General features: G+C 71.1%; 17 protein-coding genes and 1 tRNA gene. 13 read left to right on the forward strand and 5 right to left on the reverse strand.

Annotation, left to right across the window (positions count from 1 at the left end):
- Positions 1-425: 425 nt before the first annotated feature.
- Genes ACIQIB_RS10030 through ACIQIB_RS10065 form a run of 8 tightly spaced genes read left to right on the forward strand, consistent with a single transcriptional unit; the run spans position 426 to position 7,413 of the window.
- On the forward strand, positions 426-1,646 hold the full coding sequence (locus ACIQIB_RS10030) for a cytochrome P450 (protein WP_400757487.1): 1,221 nt from the start codon (positions 426-428) through the stop codon (positions 1,644-1,646).
- Positions 1,643-2,140, forward strand: coding sequence for a dCTP deaminase domain-containing protein (locus ACIQIB_RS10035; protein WP_400757488.1), 498 nt, complete (start codon positions 1,643-1,645; stop codon positions 2,138-2,140). Before ACIQIB_RS10030 ends, ACIQIB_RS10035 begins: the two co-directional genes overlap by 4 nt.
- Positions 2,137-2,670, forward strand: coding sequence for a dCTP deaminase (gene dcd / locus ACIQIB_RS10040; RefSeq protein ID WP_400757490.1), 534 nt, complete (start codon positions 2,137-2,139; stop codon positions 2,668-2,670). The genes ACIQIB_RS10035 and dcd overlap by 4 nt, the downstream gene beginning before the upstream one ends.
- Positions 2,663-3,328 (forward strand): hypothetical protein, encoded by a 666-nt coding sequence (locus tag ACIQIB_RS10045; RefSeq protein ID WP_400757491.1) that lies wholly within the window; start codon positions 2,663-2,665, stop codon positions 3,326-3,328. The genes dcd and ACIQIB_RS10045 overlap by 8 nt, the downstream gene beginning before the upstream one ends.
- The gene (locus ACIQIB_RS10050; protein WP_400757493.1) at positions 3,325-5,133 is read left to right on the forward strand and encodes an amino acid--tRNA ligase-related protein; all 1,809 of its coding nucleotides are present in this window, start codon (positions 3,325-3,327) and stop codon (positions 5,131-5,133) included. Before ACIQIB_RS10045 ends, ACIQIB_RS10050 begins: the two co-directional genes overlap by 4 nt.
- The gene (locus ACIQIB_RS10055) at positions 5,130-5,969 is read left to right on the forward strand and encodes a class I SAM-dependent methyltransferase (RefSeq protein WP_400757494.1); all 840 of its coding nucleotides are present in this window, start codon (positions 5,130-5,132) and stop codon (positions 5,967-5,969) included. The genes ACIQIB_RS10050 and ACIQIB_RS10055 overlap by 4 nt, the downstream gene beginning before the upstream one ends.
- On the forward strand, positions 5,966-6,823 hold the full coding sequence (locus ACIQIB_RS10060) for a class I SAM-dependent methyltransferase (RefSeq protein WP_400757495.1): 858 nt from the start codon (positions 5,966-5,968) through the stop codon (positions 6,821-6,823). Before ACIQIB_RS10055 ends, ACIQIB_RS10060 begins: the two co-directional genes overlap by 4 nt.
- A gap of 38 nt (positions 6,824-6,861) precedes the next feature.
- The gene (locus ACIQIB_RS10065) at positions 6,862-7,413 is read left to right on the forward strand and encodes an AAA family ATPase (protein ID WP_400757496.1); all 552 of its coding nucleotides are present in this window, start codon (positions 6,862-6,864) and stop codon (positions 7,411-7,413) included.
- Positions 7,414-7,461: 48 nt separating this feature from the next.
- On the opposite strand, the gene lysS is transcribed toward ACIQIB_RS10065, so the two are convergent.
- Positions 7,462-9,135, reverse strand: coding sequence for a lysine--tRNA ligase (lysS, locus tag ACIQIB_RS10070; protein ID WP_400653638.1), 1,674 nt, complete (start codon positions 9,133-9,135; stop codon positions 7,462-7,464).
- Positions 9,136-9,869: 734 nt separating this feature from the next.
- Positions 9,870-9,957, reverse strand: a tRNA-Leu gene (locus tag ACIQIB_RS10075).
- A 292-nt stretch (positions 9,958-10,249) separates the two neighbouring features.
- Here ACIQIB_RS10075 and ACIQIB_RS10080 point away from each other — a divergent pair.
- The 3 genes from ACIQIB_RS10080 (at position 10,250) to ACIQIB_RS10090 (ending at position 13,333) form a co-directional block, all read left to right on the forward strand.
- Positions 10,250-11,593, forward strand: coding sequence for a M20/M25/M40 family metallo-hydrolase (locus ACIQIB_RS10080; protein ID WP_363608823.1), 1,344 nt, complete (start codon positions 10,250-10,252; stop codon positions 11,591-11,593).
- Positions 11,594-11,871: 278 nt separating this feature from the next.
- Positions 11,872-12,114 (forward strand): chaplin, encoded by a 243-nt coding sequence (locus tag ACIQIB_RS10085; RefSeq protein ID WP_400653624.1) that lies wholly within the window; start codon positions 11,872-11,874, stop codon positions 12,112-12,114.
- A 295-nt stretch (positions 12,115-12,409) separates the two neighbouring features.
- Positions 12,410-13,333, forward strand: coding sequence for a chaplin (locus ACIQIB_RS10090; RefSeq protein WP_400757497.1), 924 nt, complete (start codon positions 12,410-12,412; stop codon positions 13,331-13,333).
- A gap of 243 nt (positions 13,334-13,576) precedes the next feature.
- On the opposite strand, the gene ACIQIB_RS10095 is transcribed toward ACIQIB_RS10090, so the two are convergent.
- Positions 13,577-13,786 (reverse strand): DUF5703 family protein, encoded by a 210-nt coding sequence (locus ACIQIB_RS10095; protein WP_363608817.1) that lies wholly within the window; start codon positions 13,784-13,786, stop codon positions 13,577-13,579.
- 418 nt (positions 13,787-14,204) lie between these two features.
- On the opposite strand from ACIQIB_RS10095, the gene ACIQIB_RS10100 reads away from it, so the two are divergent.
- A complete protein-coding gene (locus ACIQIB_RS10100; protein ID WP_363608815.1) occupies positions 14,205-14,810 on the forward strand; it encodes a hypothetical protein in 606 nt (201 codons plus the stop codon).
- A gap of 481 nt (positions 14,811-15,291) precedes the next feature.
- Here ACIQIB_RS10100 and ACIQIB_RS10105 read toward each other — a convergent pair whose 3' ends face one another.
- Together ACIQIB_RS10105 and ACIQIB_RS10110 are read right to left on the reverse strand one after the other, a co-directional pair.
- On the reverse strand, positions 15,292-17,574 hold the full coding sequence (locus ACIQIB_RS10105) for an ATP-binding domain-containing protein (protein WP_400757499.1): 2,283 nt from the start codon (positions 17,572-17,574) through the stop codon (positions 15,292-15,294).
- 175 nt (positions 17,575-17,749) lie between these two features.
- Positions 17,750-18,730: an aldo/keto reductase gene (locus tag ACIQIB_RS10110; protein ID WP_363608811.1), complete on the reverse strand. Its 981-nt coding sequence runs from the start codon at positions 18,728-18,730 to the stop codon at positions 17,750-17,752.
- 221 nt (positions 18,731-18,951) lie between these two features.
- Between ACIQIB_RS10110 and ACIQIB_RS10115 the strand changes: the two genes are divergently transcribed.
- The gene (locus ACIQIB_RS10115; RefSeq protein WP_363608809.1) at positions 18,952-19,998 is read left to right on the forward strand and encodes an LLM class F420-dependent oxidoreductase; all 1,047 of its coding nucleotides are present in this window, start codon (positions 18,952-18,954) and stop codon (positions 19,996-19,998) included.
- The last annotated feature ends 137 nt before the right edge of the window (positions 19,999-20,135 follow it).

Here is a 20,135-nt window from a genome sequence, read left to right on the forward strand (position 1 = left end):
TCGGGTTCCGACGGTACCCCGATCCTGATTCCTGGCATGCGGACAACCGACCTGTCCGCATGGGAGGGCTCCCTTCAGGACTTGCCGATGCCCCAGCCTGGAGAGGTCAGACGCTCACCAACGGAGGTCCGCCCGGACCCGCCTGCGGTGAGGACCCAAAGTGCTCAAAGCACGGTCATGGCGGGCCGTCATCGTGGTGCGGGGCCACCGGCGGGTCAGAGCCAGCCGAGTGGCGAGCTGTCCAGGGAGGTTCGGGAGTGCTCCGGGGCTGGCACCCGGTGCCGGGCGGCAAGGTCGTCTGGGCGGTGATCTGCCCAGAGTCCGGGCGCGGACAAGCAGCACCACATGGAATCAGGATCTGACCTGCCGCATCGGCGACACCTGATTCGCACCGGCTAGATCGACTGATCAGAAAGGAGCACTCCATGGATCAAGCAACGGTGTTGGCCGCCCTGAACGGTGATGCACCCGATCTCGCGCTCGCCGAGCTCGCGAGTGGACGCCGGGCCATCGACTGCCCGGACCTCGGGAGTGGGCGCTTGGTCTTCCCGCGCTACAGGGAGGTCCGTCATCTGTTACGGGATCCTGGCTTCATCTGCGCTCCCACTGCGTTGGGAATGCTCAGTGAGCTCCCGTCTGAGCTGCGCGAACTGCTGGCCCCGGTCGCGTCGTGGGTGCTGTACGCGGACCCGCCGGTGCACCCGCGAGTTCGGACCCTGCTGGCCAAGGCCTTCAGCCCGCGGCAGATTACCAACCTCCGGAGCACCGTCGTGCGCACGGCCGGTGCCCTCGTCAGGGAGTTCAGCGAGAGGGGTGGAGGCGACGCAGTCACCGGACTGGCCGAGCCTCTGCCGGTACGTACGATCAGCACCCTCCTCGGCATCCCGGACGCCGATCAGGCCGCCGTCAAAGCATGGTCGGACGACGTGGTCCTCATCGCGGAACCGAAACTGACGGAGGCTCAGGAGCAGCTCGTCGCGTTCGCCTGGAAGCGCCTGGCCCGGTACTTCGAAGGCGTCATCGAGGAGCGTCGTATCCGGCCCGGAGGCGACATCATCTCCGGGCTGGTGCAGGCCGAAGCCCACGGCGACCGGTTGACGGCCGAGGAGATCACCGCCAACTGCATCGCCCTGCTCGTCGGCGGCCACGAGACGACCAGCAGCCTGTTATCCAGCCTGTTCCTCGCGGCGGCAGCCCACCCCGAGCACCGTGAAGCGGTGGTCGCCGACGAGACGTTCGCCGCAGGCTTCGTCGAGGAGGCGCTCCGCCTGGATGGACCGTCGAAGATCACGGCGCGTGCGGCGGTCCGCGACACCGATGTATTCGGGGTTCCAGTGGCTGCTGGGCAGCGCCTTGTGCTGCTCCAGGCGTCCGCCAACCGCGACCCGGAAGTCTTCGAGTTCGCCGAGCAGTTCCGCCCTGAGCGGAGCCCGAACCCGCACCTCGGGTTCGGTCATGGACCGCACGCCTGTTTCGGCGCGGCCCTGGCCCGCATGCAGGCCACCGCGCTGCTCCAGGCCTTCATGCGCGAGTCGAAGACGCTCAGCGTTGACCACGCCGGGGTCGCCTGGAAGCCGTCCCAGGTCCTGCGATCCGCATCCCGCCTGTCGGTGATCTCCAAATGCGCGACGCGAGGTGCCGTGTGATCCTCACCGGACCGTTCATCCAACAAGAGGTACGGGCCGGCCGGATCATCATCGATCCGTTCCGCCGGGAGGCCGTCAACCCGAACAGCTACAACTACCGCCTCGGCAAACTCCTCAAGCGCTACGACCACGCGGAGGGCCGGTTCGTCGAGATGGAGCTGTCCGAGGACGGCCACGTCCTCAGCCCCCACCGGATGTACCTCGGCCACACCGTCGAAACCATCGGCAGCCCCGTCTACGCGATGTCGCTGATCGGCCGCAGCTCAATGGGACGCCTGGGCCTGTTCCTGCAGCTGTCGGCTGACCTCGGTCACACCACCTCCTGCCACCGCTGGACGCTGGAGATCGTCGCCATCCGCCCCATCCGGATCTACCCCGGCATGGTCGTCGGCCAGGTCTCCTTCTGGCGCAACACCGGGACCGTCCGTCCGACCCCGGCGCTCTACGCAGCCTTCAACGACCCCTGCGAGTCACGGATTGGAGCACGCCAGTGATCCTCACCGGATCGGAGATCGCCAAACAGGTCGGCCACGACCGCATCACTGTGGCGCCCTTCGACAACTCCCGTTGCACCACCAACTCCTACGACCTCGCCCTGGGCCGGCGGCTCGTCGTCTACCGGGACGAGGTCCTCGACCCCCGCCGGGAGCCCGCGTACGAGCTGCGCGACATCCCGGACGACGGCTACCTGCTGCGCTCAGGCGACTTTGTGCTGGCCGAGACGGCCGAGCGGATCGGAAGCGACCATTACGTTCCGATGATTCACGCGAAGTCCGGCACCGCCCGCCTCGGCCTGTTCGTCCACGTCACCGCCGACCTCATCGACCTCGGGTTCGTCGGCCACTCCACGCTCCAGCTGTACGCCACGTTGCCCGTGCGGATCTGGTCGGGCATGCTCATCGCCCAAGTTACGTTCTGGATGCCCTATGGTCCGATCGAGCTCTACCAGGGCAAGTACCAGCACGCCGACGGCCCACAGGTCTCCCGTAGCTACCAGGACCAGGTGGCGGTGGCGCGTGCCTGAGAAACCCAGCGCCGGATTCCGCCTCATCCAGCAGCAGGCCGCCTGCGCCTTCGCGTCCCGAGCAAGGATCGAGGCCGTACCGACCTTCCATGGTGCGGATGCCCGAGAAGCCGGCCTCGCCGCAGCTCCCCGCATGGCCGACTTCGCTGTCCGCGTGGAGGCCGACGCGCTCGACGGACTGCTGATCGAACTCAGCCATGCCTGCCACGGAGCCAGCGTGGATGCTCTGGCCGTGGCCACCCGTGAGGTCCTCTCGGGACTGTTGGCGGCGGAGGGCGAGGACGCAGGGGCGGCACTGAGCGAGGCCGGCTCCGACCACTGGTGGCTGACTCTGCGCGGGACCCGGTGGTTTGTTCTTGCCTTCGCGCCCTGCTACCCGGCGTACTCCGCGCGGTTCACCTTCGGCTCTGGCTCCACGTACCTGCTGCTGCAGCCGGTGATGTCCTTCGACCGGCACGCGACGCCCCAGGGCGCGGTGATTGCCGACGAGGTCCGGCAGATGATCAGGCTCGCGCATGTCGGTGCGGGATGTCCGTACGACTCCGCGCTCGCGCAGCAGGACGTCGAGGCCCTCAAGTTCGTCTGGCCGCTCGACCGAGACGATGCACCGGTGCGGTGGTGGCAGAGCGATACCGACGCCGGAAAGGAGTCGGTGTGAGGGCGATTGCCGGGTACAACCGGCTGGCGGCAGAGATCGCGGCGACCCACGCAACCTTGCCGACGACGACATGGGACGCCCCGGCAGAAATGCTCGATGCGGCGTGCGGGCTCTTCACGGCAGAACGCGGCGGACGGGAAGACGGCGCCGATGCCGTGCTCGCCGGCATCGCGCGCATCCTCGCTCACGGCCCGTACCCTGCGGTGAGGCTCCATGCGACCGGCTGCGAGCTACTGCCGCCCGACATCCGCCCGGAACGGCCGCTCGGCCCTCCCGAGGAGGACGTGCTGCTCCACGCGATTGCCCTGGCAACATCCCCCGGCACAGAGCCCTGGCCCCACGGTCCGGTCGATCGCGAGAGTCTTTCGGAGGCGATACCGGCACTGGCCGGCGCCGTACCCTGCCGGACGACGGCTCTGCGGGCCGTTGCGGTCCGGTACCTCCTTCGTCGCTTACCGTCCGCCGACGACCGCCATCGACGCTGGCTGTTACGGCGAATCGCCTGGCTGCTTGATCCTCGAACCGATGACGCCGGAACCCTCCTGTGCCGGCTCACCGGACCGGACGACCCGCTCGTCGCCCGCCTTGGCAGCCAGGATCGTGAGGCGAGCCCGCCTGACTCCTCGGAGCCGTTCCCGCCGGCGGGCTGGCCGTGCTGGCAGACCGAAGACGGGATGCTTCGGCTCGGCGGACGGATCCTCGCCCTCCGCGAGCACCGCCGCCTCACTTTCGCCGACCTGGGCTGGGACGGCCACACCGCGCAGCTCGCCATCAGCCGCGACCTGGCCGCAGGTCTTCGGGCTGGAGACCTGGTGGCGGTACGCGGTACCCGGGGCATCAGCCGTACTGGGCAGCCGACAGTCTTCGTGACCCGCCTGGAGCGCCGCGAGCCCGGCGCCGTACGGGCTGCGCCCGACGCTCTCGCTGCGACCGCAGTGCTGCGCGCAGTCCGCGAGCACCTGGCTGCCGCCGGCTTCGCCGAGGTGATCACCCCGGTCCTGACGGATGGGTACTTCGGAGGCGCCGCCCGACCTTTCGCCACGTGGGCTGCCGCGGCGGGACGCCACCAGTACCTCCGCGTCACCACCGAGCTGGCCCTGCTGGATGTGATCGCCTCTGGCACGAGCCGCTGCTACGAGATTGGCCCGAGCTTCCGTAACGAGGGACTGCGCGGGCAGCCGGCCAAGGAGTTCCTCATGCTGGAGGCGTACGCCGTCGACTTCGACCTTGGCGGGATGACCGAGTACGCGGTCAGCCTCGCCCGAAAAGTGACGGTGCACCAGGGATCCCTGCGGAGAATGTCCTTCGACGAGGCATTCCGGGAGGTGTCCGGCGTCGACCTGTCAGACGTCCCAGCGATCCGTGCTCTGTCCGACGAGCACATCCCAGTCACCGCCGCCCGCACAGATGACCCGGACATCCTGGCCCGGCGCCTCTGGCGCAGCAGCCTGCGACACCGGTTACAGGGGCTCGCCGCCATCGACGGCATCCCCGGCCCTGCCTCGCCACTCATCGCTGGTACCGGACGGGCCGCTCAGCGGGTATGGCTGTACGTCGACGGGCTTGAGGTCGCCGAGGTCAGCCGGAACGAGCGGAATACCGGGCTGCTCGCGGAGGCCTTCCAGAGCCAGTTCGCCGACGACCCGCATCCCGTCCACCGCGACTATCGGAAGGCCGTCGACATGTTCGCGGGTGGCGTTCCGCCCTGCGTCGGCATCGGACTCAGCGTTACCCGGCTGGCGCAGCTGGCTCGTCGGCACGCCACACGGCTGACCGTCCCTTCACCTCGACAGGAGTCACGATGACGGTGCCAAGGGCGGTCTCCGACCCGGACCAGACCAAATGGCTGGCCGGCAACCAGACGATGTGGGACGCCCGCGTCCCGCTCCACGCGACCAGTGACTGGTACGACCTCGACGGCTTCCGAAGCGGCAGGCTCGCCTTGGACGACCTGGAGCTCGCAGGGGTCGGAGACATCCGAGGCCGGAGCCTTCTCCACCTCCAGTGCCACTTCGGCCTCGGCACCCTCTCCTGGGCTCGGCTCGGCGCTGACGCCACCGGCGTCGACTTCTCAGCCGAGGCCATCTTCCAAGCCCGGACGCTGGCCGGAGAGCTGGACCTGCCCGCGCACTTCGAGCAAGCCGAAGTCTCCGTGTGCCGGCTTGGCCGTACCTTCGACGTCTGCTTCACCACCTGGGGCGTCCTCATGTGGCTCCCCGACCTCGGAGCCTGGGCACGCACCATTGCCGAACACCTGCGACCCGGAGGCGAGTTCTTCCTCGCCGAGGGCCACCCGCACCTGTTCATCTGGGACGACGAGCGCGACGGCGCCGGCTACCTGCCCCGCAATCCGTACTTCCGGCACCGCGAACCCGTTGTCGACGCCGAGGCCAGCACCTATGTCGACACCAGCCACCAGCTCGGACACCCGCAGTATCGCTGGAACCACCCGATCTCCGAAGTGGTGACGGCCATCGCCAACGCAGGGCTGCGCATCACCGAGCTCACCGAGCACCCACGCCTGCCCTGGCAACCGCTGTCGTGGATGATGCCCGACCAGCGGCCGGGTTGGTGGCGTATCGAGCACGACCCCTTCCCGCTCAGCTTCACCCTCAAAGCCGTCAAGGAGAACCGCACGTGACTACGACCTCCGCCCGCTTCGTCGCCTGGCCGGTCCCCAAGATCCCGCGAAGCGCCGACGACGTCTGGTCGGCTGGCTACCCGAACTTCGTTGCCATGGTCAACCAGACCAACGTCATGCCGGGCGCGTTCGCCACGCTGAACACCTGGGCACTGCAGTCCCGGATGGACCAGGACTCCACAGTCCTCGAAGTCGCCTGCACCACCGGCTTCTCCTCCCGCGAGTTGGCCCGTCTCACGGGCTGCAGCGCGACCGGCTTCGACCTCTCCGCAGACTCCGTCGCCCTGGCTCAGTACAACCACCACGGCACCGGCCGCGACCTGCGGCTGCAGTACGTTCAGGCCGACGGAACGACCTACGCCCCGAACCGCACTTTCAGTCACGTTGTCGTGGGCGCGGCACTCGGATTCTTCCCGGAGCCCGTTGCCATGGCCGCGCGCCTCCCGCACCTCCTGGACGACGGCGGTTACGTTCTCGCCTCGCCGTTCTGGAGCGACAAACCCCTGCCGCCGGACATCGCGGCGCTTCGCCGCGATGTCTTCGGCATCAGCAGCCCGATGGAGACCCGCGAGCAGGCGCTGGCGCTCTTCAAGGGACTCGACGTTCTGTACCAGGCCGACCACGCGCTTGTGTCCGAGAGCGACGCCGATATCCAGCACTACTGTGACTCCACAGTCGACCGGGCGTGCGCGCAGTCCGGCATCGAGGACCCGCTCGTACGAGCGGCGATGCTCGCTCGGCTGCGCTCGATCAAACGTGCCACCAATCGGTTGCGCGAACACCAGAACTACTCGGTCCTTGTCCTGCGCTACAACGCGAGCACCTATCCGCAGCGCTTCGTCGAGCTCTTCTGATGAACATCCAGTAGCCATCCGAGACGGAGGTGCAACACGTGATCGTCTTTGTGAACGGCCCGTTCGGTGTGGGCAAGAGCACTACGGTCGGTATCCTCGCCGACGATCTGCCGGATGCGCTGGTCATCGACCCGGAGAAGGTCGGGCACATGCTGTGGTCCCAACTGCCTGACCGAATGCGGACCGAGGAGTTCGAACTGGAGCCGGTCTGGCCGCCGCTGACCCGCTGCCTCATCGAGGAGGCAGCACGGGCGTACAGCCGGACGCTCTTCGTGCCCATGACCATAGCCCGCACTACCGTCTTCGCCCAGGTTGTCGGGACGCTGCGCGAACAGGGCCAAGAGGTACACCACTTCACCCTGCTCGCCGACGCCGCAACCATCCGGGACCGCCTCCGCGCCCGGGGCGAAGGCCCGGACAAGTGGGGTGAACTCAGCTGGGAGGGCCTGCAGGTCGAACGCTGCCTTGCCGCTCTCTCCGAGCCCCTCTTCGCGACGCACCTGGAGACCGCAGAACGCAGCGCCCGGGCCGTAGCAGACGAGATCCTCAGCCTCACCGGCCTCCGCCGGTCCCCCGGCACTGTGGCGTAGGAGCGAGTGGAGACGGGGCGGGGCCATGTCGGACCCCGCCCCATCGAATCATGCGACGGTCAGCAGCGACCTGATGCGTTCCGCGCCGAGGGCCAGCAGGAGCGTGGGAAGCCGCGGACCGGTGTCCCGCCCGACCAGCAGCGTGTACAGCAACGAGAAGAGCGCACGCTGAGCCGTCTTCAGTTCCGGCGTCGCGGGTACGTCCAGCTCCAGGCCGGCCTGCAGCTTCGGCACCCCGTAGACGAGGGCAGTCAGCCCGGGCAGTGACCAGTGCTCGTCCAGCCCGTCGATCAGGAGCTTCAGCGCCTCGCGTTCGGCCGGCGACAACTGCTCCAGCCTCGCGAGGTCGGGCTCTGTCCGAACCTGCGTGCGCTCTTCGGCCGGAACATAGCCGGTCACCCAGGCCTGTGCGCGGTCGAGCCGAGGTCGGGCCTGGTCCAGGTCTGCCAGCGGCGTCTCCGCAGCGAAGTCCCGGAGGATGCGGAGCGTCTGCTCCTCGTCGCCGGTGGTGATGTCCACCACCGAGGCGAGTGTCCGGAACGGCAGGACCAACTCGGTGGTAGGCAGTGTCCGAGTCGCGGAACCGATCGACCGCTCCCTCACCGCCAGTTCCGTCGGCTCGGCTTGCCCGGCGGCGGCCTTACGACCGAGTGCGTCCCACTCGTCGTACAGCCGGTTGACCTCCTGATCGAAGGCCACGGTGATCGCCTGGTTCGGCTTCCGCCGGGCGTACAGCCACCGAAGCAGCGGTGCTTCGAGGATCTGCAGGGCGTTGGTGGGCGTCGGAGCACCGCCGGCCGATCCGCTCAGCTTGGCGGCACCGCTGATGCCGACGAAGGAGTATCCGAGGTAGGTGGGGGGATGGCCGCTGAAGACCTCCCGCACCAGCTGGGAGCCGACGGTGAAGCTTGAACCGGGGGAGGAGTGGTCGACCCCGCCGGCCTCGAAGGTGACGCCTTCGTGCGCCCAGCGCATCGGCCAGTCGACCTTCCAGACCAGCTTGCCGCCATTGCCCTCGGAGAGCGCGGAGCCGTCGCTGTGGCCGCACTGGCAGGTGTAGCGGATCTCGGTGCTGTCCTCGTCGAAGGAGCTGATGGCTGTGGTGTCCCGCCCGCATGCCGCGCAGTACGGCTTGTACGGGTAGTAACCACTGTCGGTGGCTCCCTCGTCGCTTTCGTCCTCGTCCACCTCGGCTTCTGCGGCCTGCGCCTGCTTGGTGCGGTAGCGGCCGAGGACGGCATCGATCTTCTCCCGGTTCCGCATCGCGTGCAGGATCTGCTCGCGATAGGCGCCTGAGGTGTACATCTGCGTCTGGCTGATCTCGGTGACTTCGACGCCTAGGTCCGCGAGCGCTGCCCGGAACGGACTCTTGAAGTGTTCCGCCCAGTTCTCGTGCTCACCGCAGGGGTCCGGCACGGCCGTCAGGGGCCGCCCGATGTGCTCGGCGAACGAGGCCGGAAGACCCGCCGGGACCTTGCGGAGCCGGTCGTAGTCGTCCCACGAGAGAATGTGCTCGCACTCCAACCCGCGCCGTCGGATCTCATCGGCGACGAAGTGCGGAACCATGATCTCCCGCAGGTTGCCCAGGTGGATCGGGCCTGACGGGCTGATCCCGGAGGCGCACACCAGGGGCGTACCAGGGCCGCGGCGTTTGCCCTCGGCGACGACCTGGTCCGCTGCACCGACCACCCAATCGCCCTGCTTGACGCCGGCCACTGTCATGCCTCCTGTCGATATGTGCTGCATGAACAACCAGAAGAATACGGGCTGCCAGGGGTTCGGCGAACCGCCCGCCACTCGGACGGCTCTTGACCCTTCTGGCCGTCAGAATCTGTCGGCAGCAACATAATTGGAGTTCCCGAGCGGAACGCATGACCCGCAAGGCGGTGGCATGCCGGCCTGAGCAAGATTCGTTCCGAAGGGGGTTGGGTGGTGGCCGAGATGAGTGGACGCCACTGCGGGGGGTGCCGGGCGCTGTTGAGCCGGTACAACTCCGGAGAACGATGCTCTGCATGTCTCGGGCAGGTGCGGGTCGAGGAGGCGCTCTGACAGGACGCCCGGATCGTCGAGACCGTGGCGGGTTGGGACGTCGGCACCCTTCGCGCGGCTCCTCCGCAAGGCGGTGAACGCCGACAGGTCCACCGCGGCCAAGGCCTCTTGCGCCGGGGTGCGCGAGCTGGCCGATGAAGCCGAGGACTTCGACCTGATGGCGTGGGTCCGAGAGACATCTGCGGCTGGGAGGTGTCGGCGAACGTTCGGCATTGCTCGCCGGGCTACACGATGGCCCGGTGCGGGCACTGTCGTGAGGACGGGGCCGGAAAGCCGGTCGCGAGCAATGCCGGCAGGGTTGACCTGTCTGCCCCGGTCCCACAGGGGATTCGCCGGGCGGTTGGTCGCGCGGGTGGTCACGCCGCGGCCAGGAAAAGCAAAAGGCCCCTGATAAACAGGGGCCTTGCTGGTGTCCGAGGGGGGACTTGAACCCCCACGCCCGATAAAGGGCACTAGCACCTCAAGCTAGCGCGTCTGCCATTCCGCCACCCGGACCGGGTGTTTGTCTTTGAGGCCTTGTCGGTCGCGCTGACAGATGTAACTGTAGCAAAGATCGGCTGGCGGTCCCAAAACGGCCGGGGGTGGGGGTGCGGGGCCGGTGACGGGGACTGGTGGTGGCGTGTGGCGGGGGTGTGACCAGGGGGTTTCGGGAGGTGTCCGCGGGCTTCGCGGGGTGGATCCGGGTGGGGGGCTGGGGGAGGATGGGCGGACGTGCTCGTACGACCTGGGTGCAGGTCCTGGGGGTGGCGCGCTGTCGCGTCCGTGCGGGCAGAGACGAGGAGTGACCGTGAGCGAGCGGAGCGAGTCGACGGAGCGGGCGGCGGCGCCGAAGGTGACGGCCGAGTCGGAGGTCGCCGGGATCTGCCGCGATCTGATCCGGATCGACACCAGCAACTACGGTGACGGTTCCGGGCCGGGGGAGCGGAAGGCCGCCGAGTACGTGGCCGAGCAGCTTGCCGAGTTCGGGATCGAACCGCAGATCTTCGAGTCGGCCAAGGGCCGCGCCTCGACCGTCGTCCGGATCGAGGGGGAGGACCGCTCGCGCCCGGGTCTGCTGATCCACGGCCACACCGACGTGGTGCCGGCCAATGCCGCGGACTGGACGTACGACCCGTTCGCGGGCGAGATCGCGGACGGCTGTGTCTGGGGGCGCGGCGCGGTCGACATGAAGGACATGGACGCGATGACGCTGGCGGTGGTCCGCGACCGCCTGCGCACCGGCCGCAAGCCCCCGCGTGACCTGGTGCTGGCCTTCGTCGCGGACGAGGAGGCGGGCGGCACGTACGGCGCCCGGTACCTGGTGGACAAGCACCCGGACCTGTTCGAGGGTGTGACCGAGGGCATCGGCGAGGTCGGCGGCTTCTCCTTCACCGTCAACGACCAGGTCCGGCTGTACCTGGTGGAGACGGCCGAGAAGGGCATGCACTGGATGCGGCTCACGGTCGAGGGCCGGGCCGGGCACGGGTCGATGGAGAACGACGACAACGCCATCACCGAGCTGTGCGAGGCGGTGGCCCGCCTCGGGCGGCACACCTTCCCGCTGCGGATCACCAAGACCGTCCGGGCTTTCCTGGACGAGCTGTCGGACGCGCTCGGCGTCAAGCTCGACCCGGAGAACATGGACGAGACGCTGCGGGTGCTGGGCGGCATCGCCAAGATGATCGGCACCACGCTGCGCAACACCGCCCAGCCGACCATGCTCGGCGCCGGCTACAAGGTGAACGTGATCCCCGGGCAGGCGACGGCGCACGTGGACGGGCGCTTCCTGCCCGGCTACGAGGAGGAGTTCCTGGCCGAGCTGGACAGCGTGCTCGGCCCGCGGGTGAAGCGCGAGAGCCTGCACTCGGACAAGGCGATCGAGACCAGCTTCGACGGGGCGCTGGTCGAGGCGATGCAGACCGCGCTGCGGGCGGAGGACCCGATCGCGCGGGCCGTGCCGTACTGCCTCTCCGGCGGCACGGACGCCAAGTCGTTCCAGGACCTCGGCATCCGCTGCTTCGGCTTCGCGCCGCTCCAGCTGCCGCCGGAGCTGGACTTCGCGGGGATGTTCCACGGTGTCGACGAGCGGGTGCCGGTGGACGGTCTGAAGTTCGGCGTTCGGGTGCTGGACCGGTTCATCGACGCCTGCTGACCGAGGTCCGCCGGGCCGGCGCGAGCCGGGCGCAGTGACCGGACGGCCCGTCCCCGGAGTGCCGGGGGCGGGCCGACCGCATTGTCCGAGCTAATGATTTGGGACAGCGAGGAGGAGATCGACAGAAACGATTCTGCTTGACTATTCGGGTCGATCATCTGTGCGGTGAATCACCGTTGCGGGTGAATGGGCGGAGCGCTCCGTACCCCGTTTGCCACACTCTCGTTCACTCCTATGCAGCCCGCCGAACGGGTCGCGTTATCCATACAGGAGGAATGATGAAGGTCAAGAAGATCGCCGCCGTTGCCGCCGCCACCGGCGGCCTGGTGCTGGCCGCCGCCGGTATCGCGTCCGCTCACGGTGGCGCCGCCGCCAACGGTGTGGCCGCCGGCTCCCCGGGCGTCGTCTCGGGCAACCAGATCCAGGTCCCGGTGCACATCCCCGTGAACCTCTGCGGCAACACCATCGACGTGATCGGTGTGCTGAACCCGGCGTTCGGCAACCACTGCGCCAACTTCTGAGTCGCGCAGGCTTCTGAGCGCCCGATTGACCGCATGATCGGCTGATCATCGGATCGACTCGCTCGGCCCCCGGGTGGCGGAAACGCCGCACCGGGGGCGCTTGCCTGCTCAGGGCCGGGCGGGGTTCCCTCGGGGGTGGTCGGGGTCATCCCTCGATCGGGTGAAAGAGGTTTGTTTCTCCCGACTTCTCCGCCGGACCTTCGTTATTCCGTGTGCACGCGGAGACCTTGCTATCCATTCGGAAATTCCGACTTTCAGCAGGTCGTCCTGTCGTCTCAATATGTCAGGGGAAAATATGAGGAATGTAGCCAAGAAGGGGCTCCTCACGGCTGTGGCCGCCGGTGGCGTTCTGGCCTCGGCCGCCGGCTACGCCTATGCGGGCGCCGACGCGCAGGGGGTCGCGGCCGGTTCGCCGGGCGTGGCCTCCGGGAACTCGGTGCAGGTGCCGATCGAGGTGCCGATCAACGCCTGCGGCAACACCGTCGACGTGATCGGCCTGCTGAACCCGGCGTACGGCAACCACTGCGCCAACGTCAGCGGGCACCCCGGTGGGGCCGGATCCGGCCACGCGGGTTCGGGCACCGCGGGTTCGGGCACCGAGGGTTCGGGCAACGCGGGCTCCGGTCACGCGGGCTCCGGTCACGCGGGTTCGGGCAGCGCGGGCGCGGGTCAGGCCTCCTCCGGCCAGACCGCCTCCGGGGCGTCGGCCTCCGGAACGGCGGCCGGCTCGCCCGGTGTGCTCTCCGGGAACAGCGTCCAGGCGCCCGTGGACATCCCGGTCAACGCCTGCGGCAACACCGTCGACGTGGTCGGCGTCGGCAACCCCGCGTTCGGCAACGGCTGCGGCAATGTGAGTGCCCCGGTGGCCCCGCCGCACCACGAGTGCTCCGAGGAGTGCGTCTCGCCCTCGCCGACGCCCTGCCCCGGCCAGCCGTGCACGCCGACCTCTCCGCCCACCGGGGAGACCCCGCCGCCCACTCCGCGGTCGGTCACCCCCACTCCCACCCCGCCGGTGACCCCTGGCACGCGCACGACCCCGGCCAGTAGCCCGAGCGGCTCGGCGACTCCGGTCTCGGGCGTCACCAAGGGCTCCACGCCCGGTGGTGGCCAGCTGGCGGCGACCGGCGCGGGCAGCACCGAGCTGCTCGGCGCGGCCGGTCTGGCGCTGCTGCTCGGTGGTGGCGTCCTCTACCGCCGTTCCCGCGCCGGCGCGCGCTGAGCCGGGCGCCTCGATCGGAGGCGGCGGTCGATGTCGCGCGCCCCGCGGCCGTCGGACAGAACGGACGGCCGCAGGGCGCGTGAATGCTCAGGGAGCCCTCAGGACGGGCTCGGCACCTGGGAAGTCGGCGTCGGACGGGCCGGGGCCGGAAGGGTTGGGGCAGGGCGGCCGGGCAGTGACACCCAGACCGTGAACGCCCGGGGGGAGTGCCCGGGGTGGGAAAGGTTCGGGGCGGTGCGCCCGTCACCAGCTCCTGACCTGCCGGATGATCCGCCGCCGCAGCAGCACCGTCCGGCTGCCGTCGGGGAACAGGCGTAGTCTGTCCAGCTCCCAGTGCCCGTACTCGGCGTGCTCGGTGAGCAGTTGGCGTGCCGCGTTGCGGCTGGTGCCGCGCGGCATGCGCAGCGACTGGTACTCGTACTCCGGCTGCCGGACCGGCTTCGGTGGGGTCAAAACGCTCCTCCTGAGGGACACCTGCGGGCAAGCCTACGGCCTGCCTCCGACAACCGGCCGGGTATTTTCGGCCTCGCTCCCCACGCGCCCCTCGCGCGCTCCCTCCGGAGCCCGTCGGCCCGCAGCGGGCCCGCAGCCGTCCGTGGGCCGGCCCGCTGCCGGCCGCTTTCCGTCCGTCGGCCACCCGCCCGCCTGACGGTTCGTCAGCTTTGCTTCTCCTGCTGACGGGATACCCGGAACACGGCTCGCGAAGCGGCACCGGGCGGACCCCGCAGTGCCGTTTCGCGCCCCTCGCACAGGGCGTGCGCGGGCACAGAAGCACGCGGATCGGACATCAGGGGGGAAGTTGCGGTGAAATCGCGGGTGTAGGTGACAACCGCTGTGCGTGGTGACGCCGAGGGGAGATAGCGTCTGCACCATGTCTGATGCCGCGCAGCCCACCATTGCCGAGGTACGCGCCGCCGCCGAGGCGGTCAAGGCCGCCATCGACCGTCATCTGGAAGCGGTGTCAAGCCCCAGCGCAGCGGACGATCCCGCTGTGTTCGCCGCCTACGAGCAGCTCGCGACGGCGGCCATCGCCTACGACCAACTCCTCTACGAGGTCTACGACGAGGTGACCCCCTTCGAGGTCCCCGGTGACGAGGGCCCGGGCGGCTTCCATGGCCCCGAACAGCCCGAGGCGATCAGCGTGCTGATCCGCCGCGACTACCACATCGTCGACTCGAAGCGGCTGCGCGCCCAGGCCGAGCGGCTGGACGACTCGCTGACCCCGGGCGGGGGCGGGACGAGCGGGGTGAACGCCGCGATCGGTGTGCTGTTCGGCGAGTACGAGCCGGACGAGATCGCCGCCCGAAGCGAGGAGTTCGGCCTGGAGGAGGCCGATTCGACGCTCTGGGTCGCCGCCGCCGAGCCGACCGAGCCGGGGGAGTGGCTGCCGGAGCCGTTCGAGCACGCCGACCCGCAGCTGCTGATCTGCCGGTTCGACGTCAGCGAGGTCTACGACGACGAGGACCCCGACGACTGACCGGGGCGGGCGCGGGTGCGCCTGCGCCTGCCACACGGTCGGGGGCGGTACCGGGACGGAAGGTCCGGGTGCCGCCCCCGGCCGTTCGTCCGACAGCGCGCGGCCAGGATCCGACAAGGCGTTCGAAGCGGAAGGCGCGCGACGCGGCGGCGGCTCGGGCGATGCCGACCGCGGCCCCGGCGACGAGCAGACCGGCGAGGCCGGCCGCGATGGTGCCCGAACGTTTCTGCGGGGGCGCGTGGTTTCGGACGTTTCTTTCGCAACGCGGGCGGCGTCAGAGCCGGCGCAGTGCTCCGCCGGTCTGGGTCATGCGTCCAAGGTTCGATCCACCGTTGCCATGAGCCTGCTTTATGGCGAGCCCCGAGCCCCGGCCCGGCGACAGTCCCGCCCCGGCGACAGTCCCGCCCCGGCCCGCGTCCGGGGCGGGCATGCCGACGGGCGGGGCCCGCGTGGGCCCCGCCCGTGGTGTGGTGAGCGACGGTCAGTACGTCTGGGCGGCGTTCTCGGCGAGGATCGCGCGCAGGCGGGTCGTCCGGGGCAGCGCCGGGCGCTCGGCGACGGCCTGCGGGAGCGCCGGACCGGCCGCGTGGACCACGGAGAGATGGCGCTCGCCGCGACCGAAGGCGGTGTAGACCCACTGCCGGGTGAGCGCCTGGGCCGCGTCGTCGGGCAGCACGACCACGGCGCCCGGCCAGCGGCGGCCGGCCGCCTGGTGGACGGTCAGCGCCCAACCGTGCCGCAGCCGGCCGGCCTCCGCGGGCGGGACGGTGCGCCGGGCGCCGTCGGCGTACTCCAGGTGCAGGCCGGCGGCGTCGCCGTCGAGCACCCGGGCCGGGCGGGTGATGCCGGGAGCGGGGGAGTCGACCACCCGGTCGCCCGGGTCGAAGCCTCCGAAGCGGCCGGGGCCGGGGTTGAGCCGGGCCTTCGCGGCGGCGTTGAGCGCCCGGGTGCCGGCGGTGCCGCCGTGGCCGGGGGTGAGCAGCACCACCTGCTCGGCGGGGATGCCGAGCGCGCGCGGAATGGAGTCGGTGAGCAGTTGGACGGCGCGATGGACGGCCTCGCCGCCGTCCTTGGCGGTCAGGATGACCACCTCCTTGTCGGGCGCCTCCACCGGCTGGAGTTCACCGATGCCGACGCCGGAGACCAGCTCGCCGATCGGGCCGAAGTCCGGGGTGCGGGAGGCCGTCGAGGGGCAGACCCGGGCGGCCAGCAGATCGGCGAAGAAGCGGCCCGGGCCGGCCGACCAGAGCTGACCCGGGTCACCGCTGAGGACCAGGCGGGTGCCGTCGGCCAGCGACTCCAGCAGGGTGGCGGCCAGTTCGACGTCCAGCAGCGGCGCGTCCAGGACGACGAGTACGTCCAGGGCGAGCGCGCCGTCCGAGGAGCGGCCGGGGCCGGACACCCCGGAGAGCAGCTCGGCCAGGGTGGCGACCGGCACCGGCGGGTGGTCGGCCGCGCCGTCGGCCGTGCCGCCCGTCGCGGTGACGAGCGCGGCGAAGCTGTTCCGGCCCTGGTCGGTCCAGGTGGCGGCCCAGGCGCGCAGCCCGAGGCCGGTGGCGGCGTTCAGCAGGGCGGCGGGTTCGGCCCGGGCGGCCTCGCCGCCGGTGTGGGTGACCAGGGCGCTTTCGGCCGCCGCGCGGATCAGGGCGGTCGCGGAGGACGAGGGCGCCGCCTCGGCGGCCGCCTCCCAGGCGGCCGGGCCGGGGGCGACGGGCTCCGGCGCGCCCTCCTCGGGCGCGCCCTCCGCCACCTCGTGGGCCTCCGCTGCCTCGCCCGCCTCCGCCTCCGCCTCGCCCGCCTCCGCCTCCGCCTCGCCCGCCTCCGCCTCGACGTCGACGTCCTCCCCGGGGCCGAAGGTGGACATCAGCCGGACCAGCCCGTCCGCCAGGCTCTCCTCCGCCAGCGCCAGCCGCTCCAGGGTGAGCAGCGTCCGGGTCGGCGGTTCGTCGTCCTCGTCGCCGCCGACGGCGGCCTGCGCCTCGGGCCCGGTCAGCTCCTCCTGGAAGGCCATCGCCCGGCCGTCCACCACCGCCGACTGCAGCGCGGTGGCGGAGTCCGGCAGACCGAGCCGGTCGAGCCCGGCCGCGACCTCGCCGATCTCCACGGCGGAGTGGCCGCGCAGCGCCGACTGCTCCAGCAGCCACGGCACCAGCGCCTGGGCCCGGCGGGGGTCGCCAGGGCCGGCGGCGGGGCCGAGCAGGCCGCGGGCGAAGCCGTCCGCGTGCTCGGGGCGGACACCGGGCAGGGACAGCACCGCCCACGGATCGGCACGCAGCTGTTCGGCGGCGCCGTCGCCGAACTCGGCCACGGCGGCGGACGCGAGATCGGCGGGTGCGCCGCCCGCGGTCAGCACCTCGGCGGTGGCCCGCAGGGCCTGTGCCCGCTGCTCGTCCGTCACGGCGTGCGCCCGGGGCGGCGCCGGCGCGGTTCCACCGGCCGGGGCCGGGGCCGCCGCCGGAGTCGGGGACGACGGGCCCTGGGCCGCCGTGCCCTGGGCCGCCGTGCTCTGGGCCGCCGTGCTCTGCGGCGCCGCGCTCGGCGAGGACGGGGCCTGCGAGGAGGAGGCCTGCGGTGCCGGGGCCTGCGGTGCCGGGATTCCGGACGCCGGGCCGATCTGCTGCTTCCCGGTCGCCCCGATCGCCCGGATCGCCGCCGCCACCGCCGCGACGGCGGCCGCCTTGTCGCCGCGGTCCGCGCCCGCCTGGTCGCCGCCGTCCACGCCCGCCGAGGTCTCCTCCGGAGCGCCGTTCTCCGTGTCACTCATCGTTCGCTCCAAGAAAGGTCACTCCACTGCTGGCGCCGGGCCTCCGCCGCAGGCGCGGCCGGCGTGGTCGGGCCGGCCGTGCCGCGCGCGGCGGCCCGGTCGGTCAGGTCGGTCGATCGGTCGATTCAGTTGGTCGGTGAGCGGCCGGGAACAGACGGACCGCACCCGGGCCGTTCTACAGCTCGGTCCACCCCTGGTCCGGGTACCGGTGCACCGGCGACGAGATGTCGTCGAGCGCACCACGGATCTCACCCGGAAGCGTAAGCGCCTCCACCGACAGTGCCGCCTGCAGTTGCGCCACCGTCCGGGCGCCGACCAGCGCGCTGGCCACCCCGGGCCGGTCCCGGACCCAGGCCAGGGCCACCGCGAGCGGGCTGCTGGCCAGCCCGTCGGCGGCGGTGGCGACGGCGTCCACGATCCGCCGCGAGCGCTCCCCGAGGTACGGCTGGACGAAGCCGGACAGGTACGGCGAGGCGCCGCGCGAGTCCTGCGGCACGCCGTGCCGGTACTTGCCGGTGAGCACGCCCCGCCCGAGCGGCGAGGAGGCGAGCACGCCCACGCCCGCGTCCCGGGCCGCGGGCAGTGCCTCGCGCTCGATGCCCCGCTGGAGCAGCGAGTACTCCAGCTGCGCCCCGGCCAGCGGCGTGCGGCCGTGGTGGGCGTGCTGCCAGGTGGCGGCCTTGGCGAGCTGCCAGCCGCTGTAGTCGCAGACGCCGACGTACCGGGCGCGCCCGGAGGCCACGGCGATGTCGAGGGCGCTGAGCGTCTCCTCCATCGGCGTCGCCGGGTCGAAGGCGTGCACCTGGAGGAGGTCCACGTAGTCGGTGCCGAGGCGGCGGAGCGAGGCGTCCAGGGCGGTGAGCAGGTGGCCGCGGGAGCCGTCGAAGCGGCGGCCGGACTCCGGGACGCTGCCCGCCTTGGTGGCGATGATCAGCTCGGAGCGGGGGATCAGGTTCTCGGTGAGCCGGGAGAGCAGGTACTCGGCGCCCCCGTCGGCGTACACATCGGCGGTGTCGACCAGGTTGCCGCCGGCGTCCACGAACTCCTTGAGCTGCTCGGCGGCCTCGTGCTCGTCGGTGTCGCGGCCCCAGGCCATGGTGCCGAGGCCGAGCCGGGAGACCTGCAGCCCGGTACGGCCGAGGTGACGCTTTTCCATCGGACGGGCCCTCCACTGGCCGGTAAACGTGCAGGTGGGGAGAGGCTTCTCCACGTCGGCTGAGCGTAGCGGCCGGTGCCCGGACAGATGGGCCGACCCGCAGAACGATCACTACTCGCCCGGCTCGCCCGAATGTGACCAGGCCCACGACTACCGGCCAGTAGCATGACCGCCGGGCGCACGGCTACCCTCGCGGACAACCCGACTGGAAGGCATGGCACATGCGACTGGGCATCAACCTCGGCTACTGGGGACTCGGCATGGACGCCGACAACATCGCGGTCGCCGAAGAGGCCGACCGGCTGGGCTACTCGGTCTGCTGGGCGGCCGAGGCGTACGGCTCGGACGCGGCCACCGTGCTGTCGTTCGTCGCGGCCAGGACCGAACGGATCGACGTCGGCTCGGCCATCTTCCAGATCCCGGCCCGCACCCCGGCGATGACCGCGATGACGGCGGCCACCCTGGACACCCTCTCCGGCGGCCGGTTCCGGCTCGGCCTTGGCGTCTCCGGGCCGCAGGTCTCCGAGGGCTGGTACGGCGTGAAGTTCGACAAGCCGCTGGCCCGCACCCGCGAGTACGTCGAGATCATCCGCAAGGCGATGTCCCGTGAGCGCCTGGTCCACGAGGGCGCCCACTGGACGCTGCCGCTGCCCGGCGGGCCCGGCAAGCCGATCAAGCTCACCGTGCACCCGGTGCGCGAGCACATCCCGCTGTACATCGCCGCGATCGGCCCGAAGAACCTGGAGCAGACCGGCGAGATCGCCGACGGCTGGCTCGGCATCTTCTTCTCGCCCGAGCACGCCGCGCTCTCCGTCGACCCGCTGCGGGCCGGCCGCGCCAGGACCGGTCAGAGCCTGGACGGCTTCGACCTCTGCCCGACCGTCACCATCGCGGTCGGCGAGGACGTCGCCGCGGGCGTCGACGCCCAGCGTTCGTACGCCGCGCTCTACATCGGCGGCATGGGCAGCAAGGAGAAGAACTTCTACAACCAGCTCGCCCGGCGGATGGGCTACGAGCAGGCGGCGGACGAGATCCAGCAGAGGTACCTCGCCAAGGACTACGCGGGCGCCGCCGCGGCCGTCCCGCACGACCTGATCGACGCCACCTCGCTGATCGGCGACACCGCCCGGATCGCGGACCGGATGCAGGCCTACGCCGACGCGGGCGTCACCACGCTCACCCTGGCCCCGTCCGGGTTCGGCCTGGACGAGCGGATCACGGCGCTGCGCACCGGCGTCGCGGCCCTGGAGCGCGCCGGGCTGGCCTGAGCCCGACCGCCCCGGCGCCGGGCGGGGGGGCCCCCCCCGGGGGGGGGGGGGGGGCCCGGGGGGGGGGGGGGGCCGCCCCGGGGGGGCGGGGATGAAACCCGCGGGCCCCCCCCCACCCCCCCCCCAACACGACCAGC

This window comes from Kitasatospora sp. NPDC092286, assembly GCF_044755565.1.
GTDB lineage: Bacteria > Actinomycetota > Actinomycetes > Streptomycetales > Streptomycetaceae > Kitasatospora.

Bases quoted from the DNA above. Each gene is read 5' to 3' on its own strand.
- ACIQIB_RS10030 (WP_400757487.1), top strand. From the start codon at position 426: ATGGATCAAGCAACGGTGTTGGCCGCCCTGAACGGTGATGCACCCGAT.
- ACIQIB_RS10055 (WP_400757494.1), top strand. From the start codon at position 5,130: ATGACGGTGCCAAGGGCGGTCTCCGACCCGGACCAGACCAAATGGCTG.
- lysS (WP_400653638.1), bottom strand. From the start codon at position 9,135: ATGACAGTGGCCGGCGTCAAGCAGGGCGATTGGGTGGTCGGTGCAGCG.
- ACIQIB_RS10085 (WP_400653624.1), top strand. From the start codon at position 11,872: ATGAAGGTCAAGAAGATCGCCGCCGTTGCCGCCGCCACCGGCGGCCTG.
- ACIQIB_RS10090 (WP_400757497.1), top strand. From the start codon at position 12,410: ATGAGGAATGTAGCCAAGAAGGGGCTCCTCACGGCTGTGGCCGCCGGT.
- ACIQIB_RS10100 (WP_363608815.1), top strand. From the start codon at position 14,205: ATGTCTGATGCCGCGCAGCCCACCATTGCCGAGGTACGCGCCGCCGCC.
- ACIQIB_RS10105 (WP_400757499.1), bottom strand. From the start codon at position 17,574: ATGAGTGACACGGAGAACGGCGCTCCGGAGGAGACCTCGGCGGGCGTG.
- ACIQIB_RS10110 (WP_363608811.1), bottom strand. From the start codon at position 18,730: ATGGAAAAGCGTCACCTCGGCCGTACCGGGCTGCAGGTCTCCCGGCTC.
- ACIQIB_RS10115 (WP_363608809.1), top strand. From the start codon at position 18,952: ATGCGACTGGGCATCAACCTCGGCTACTGGGGACTCGGCATGGACGCC.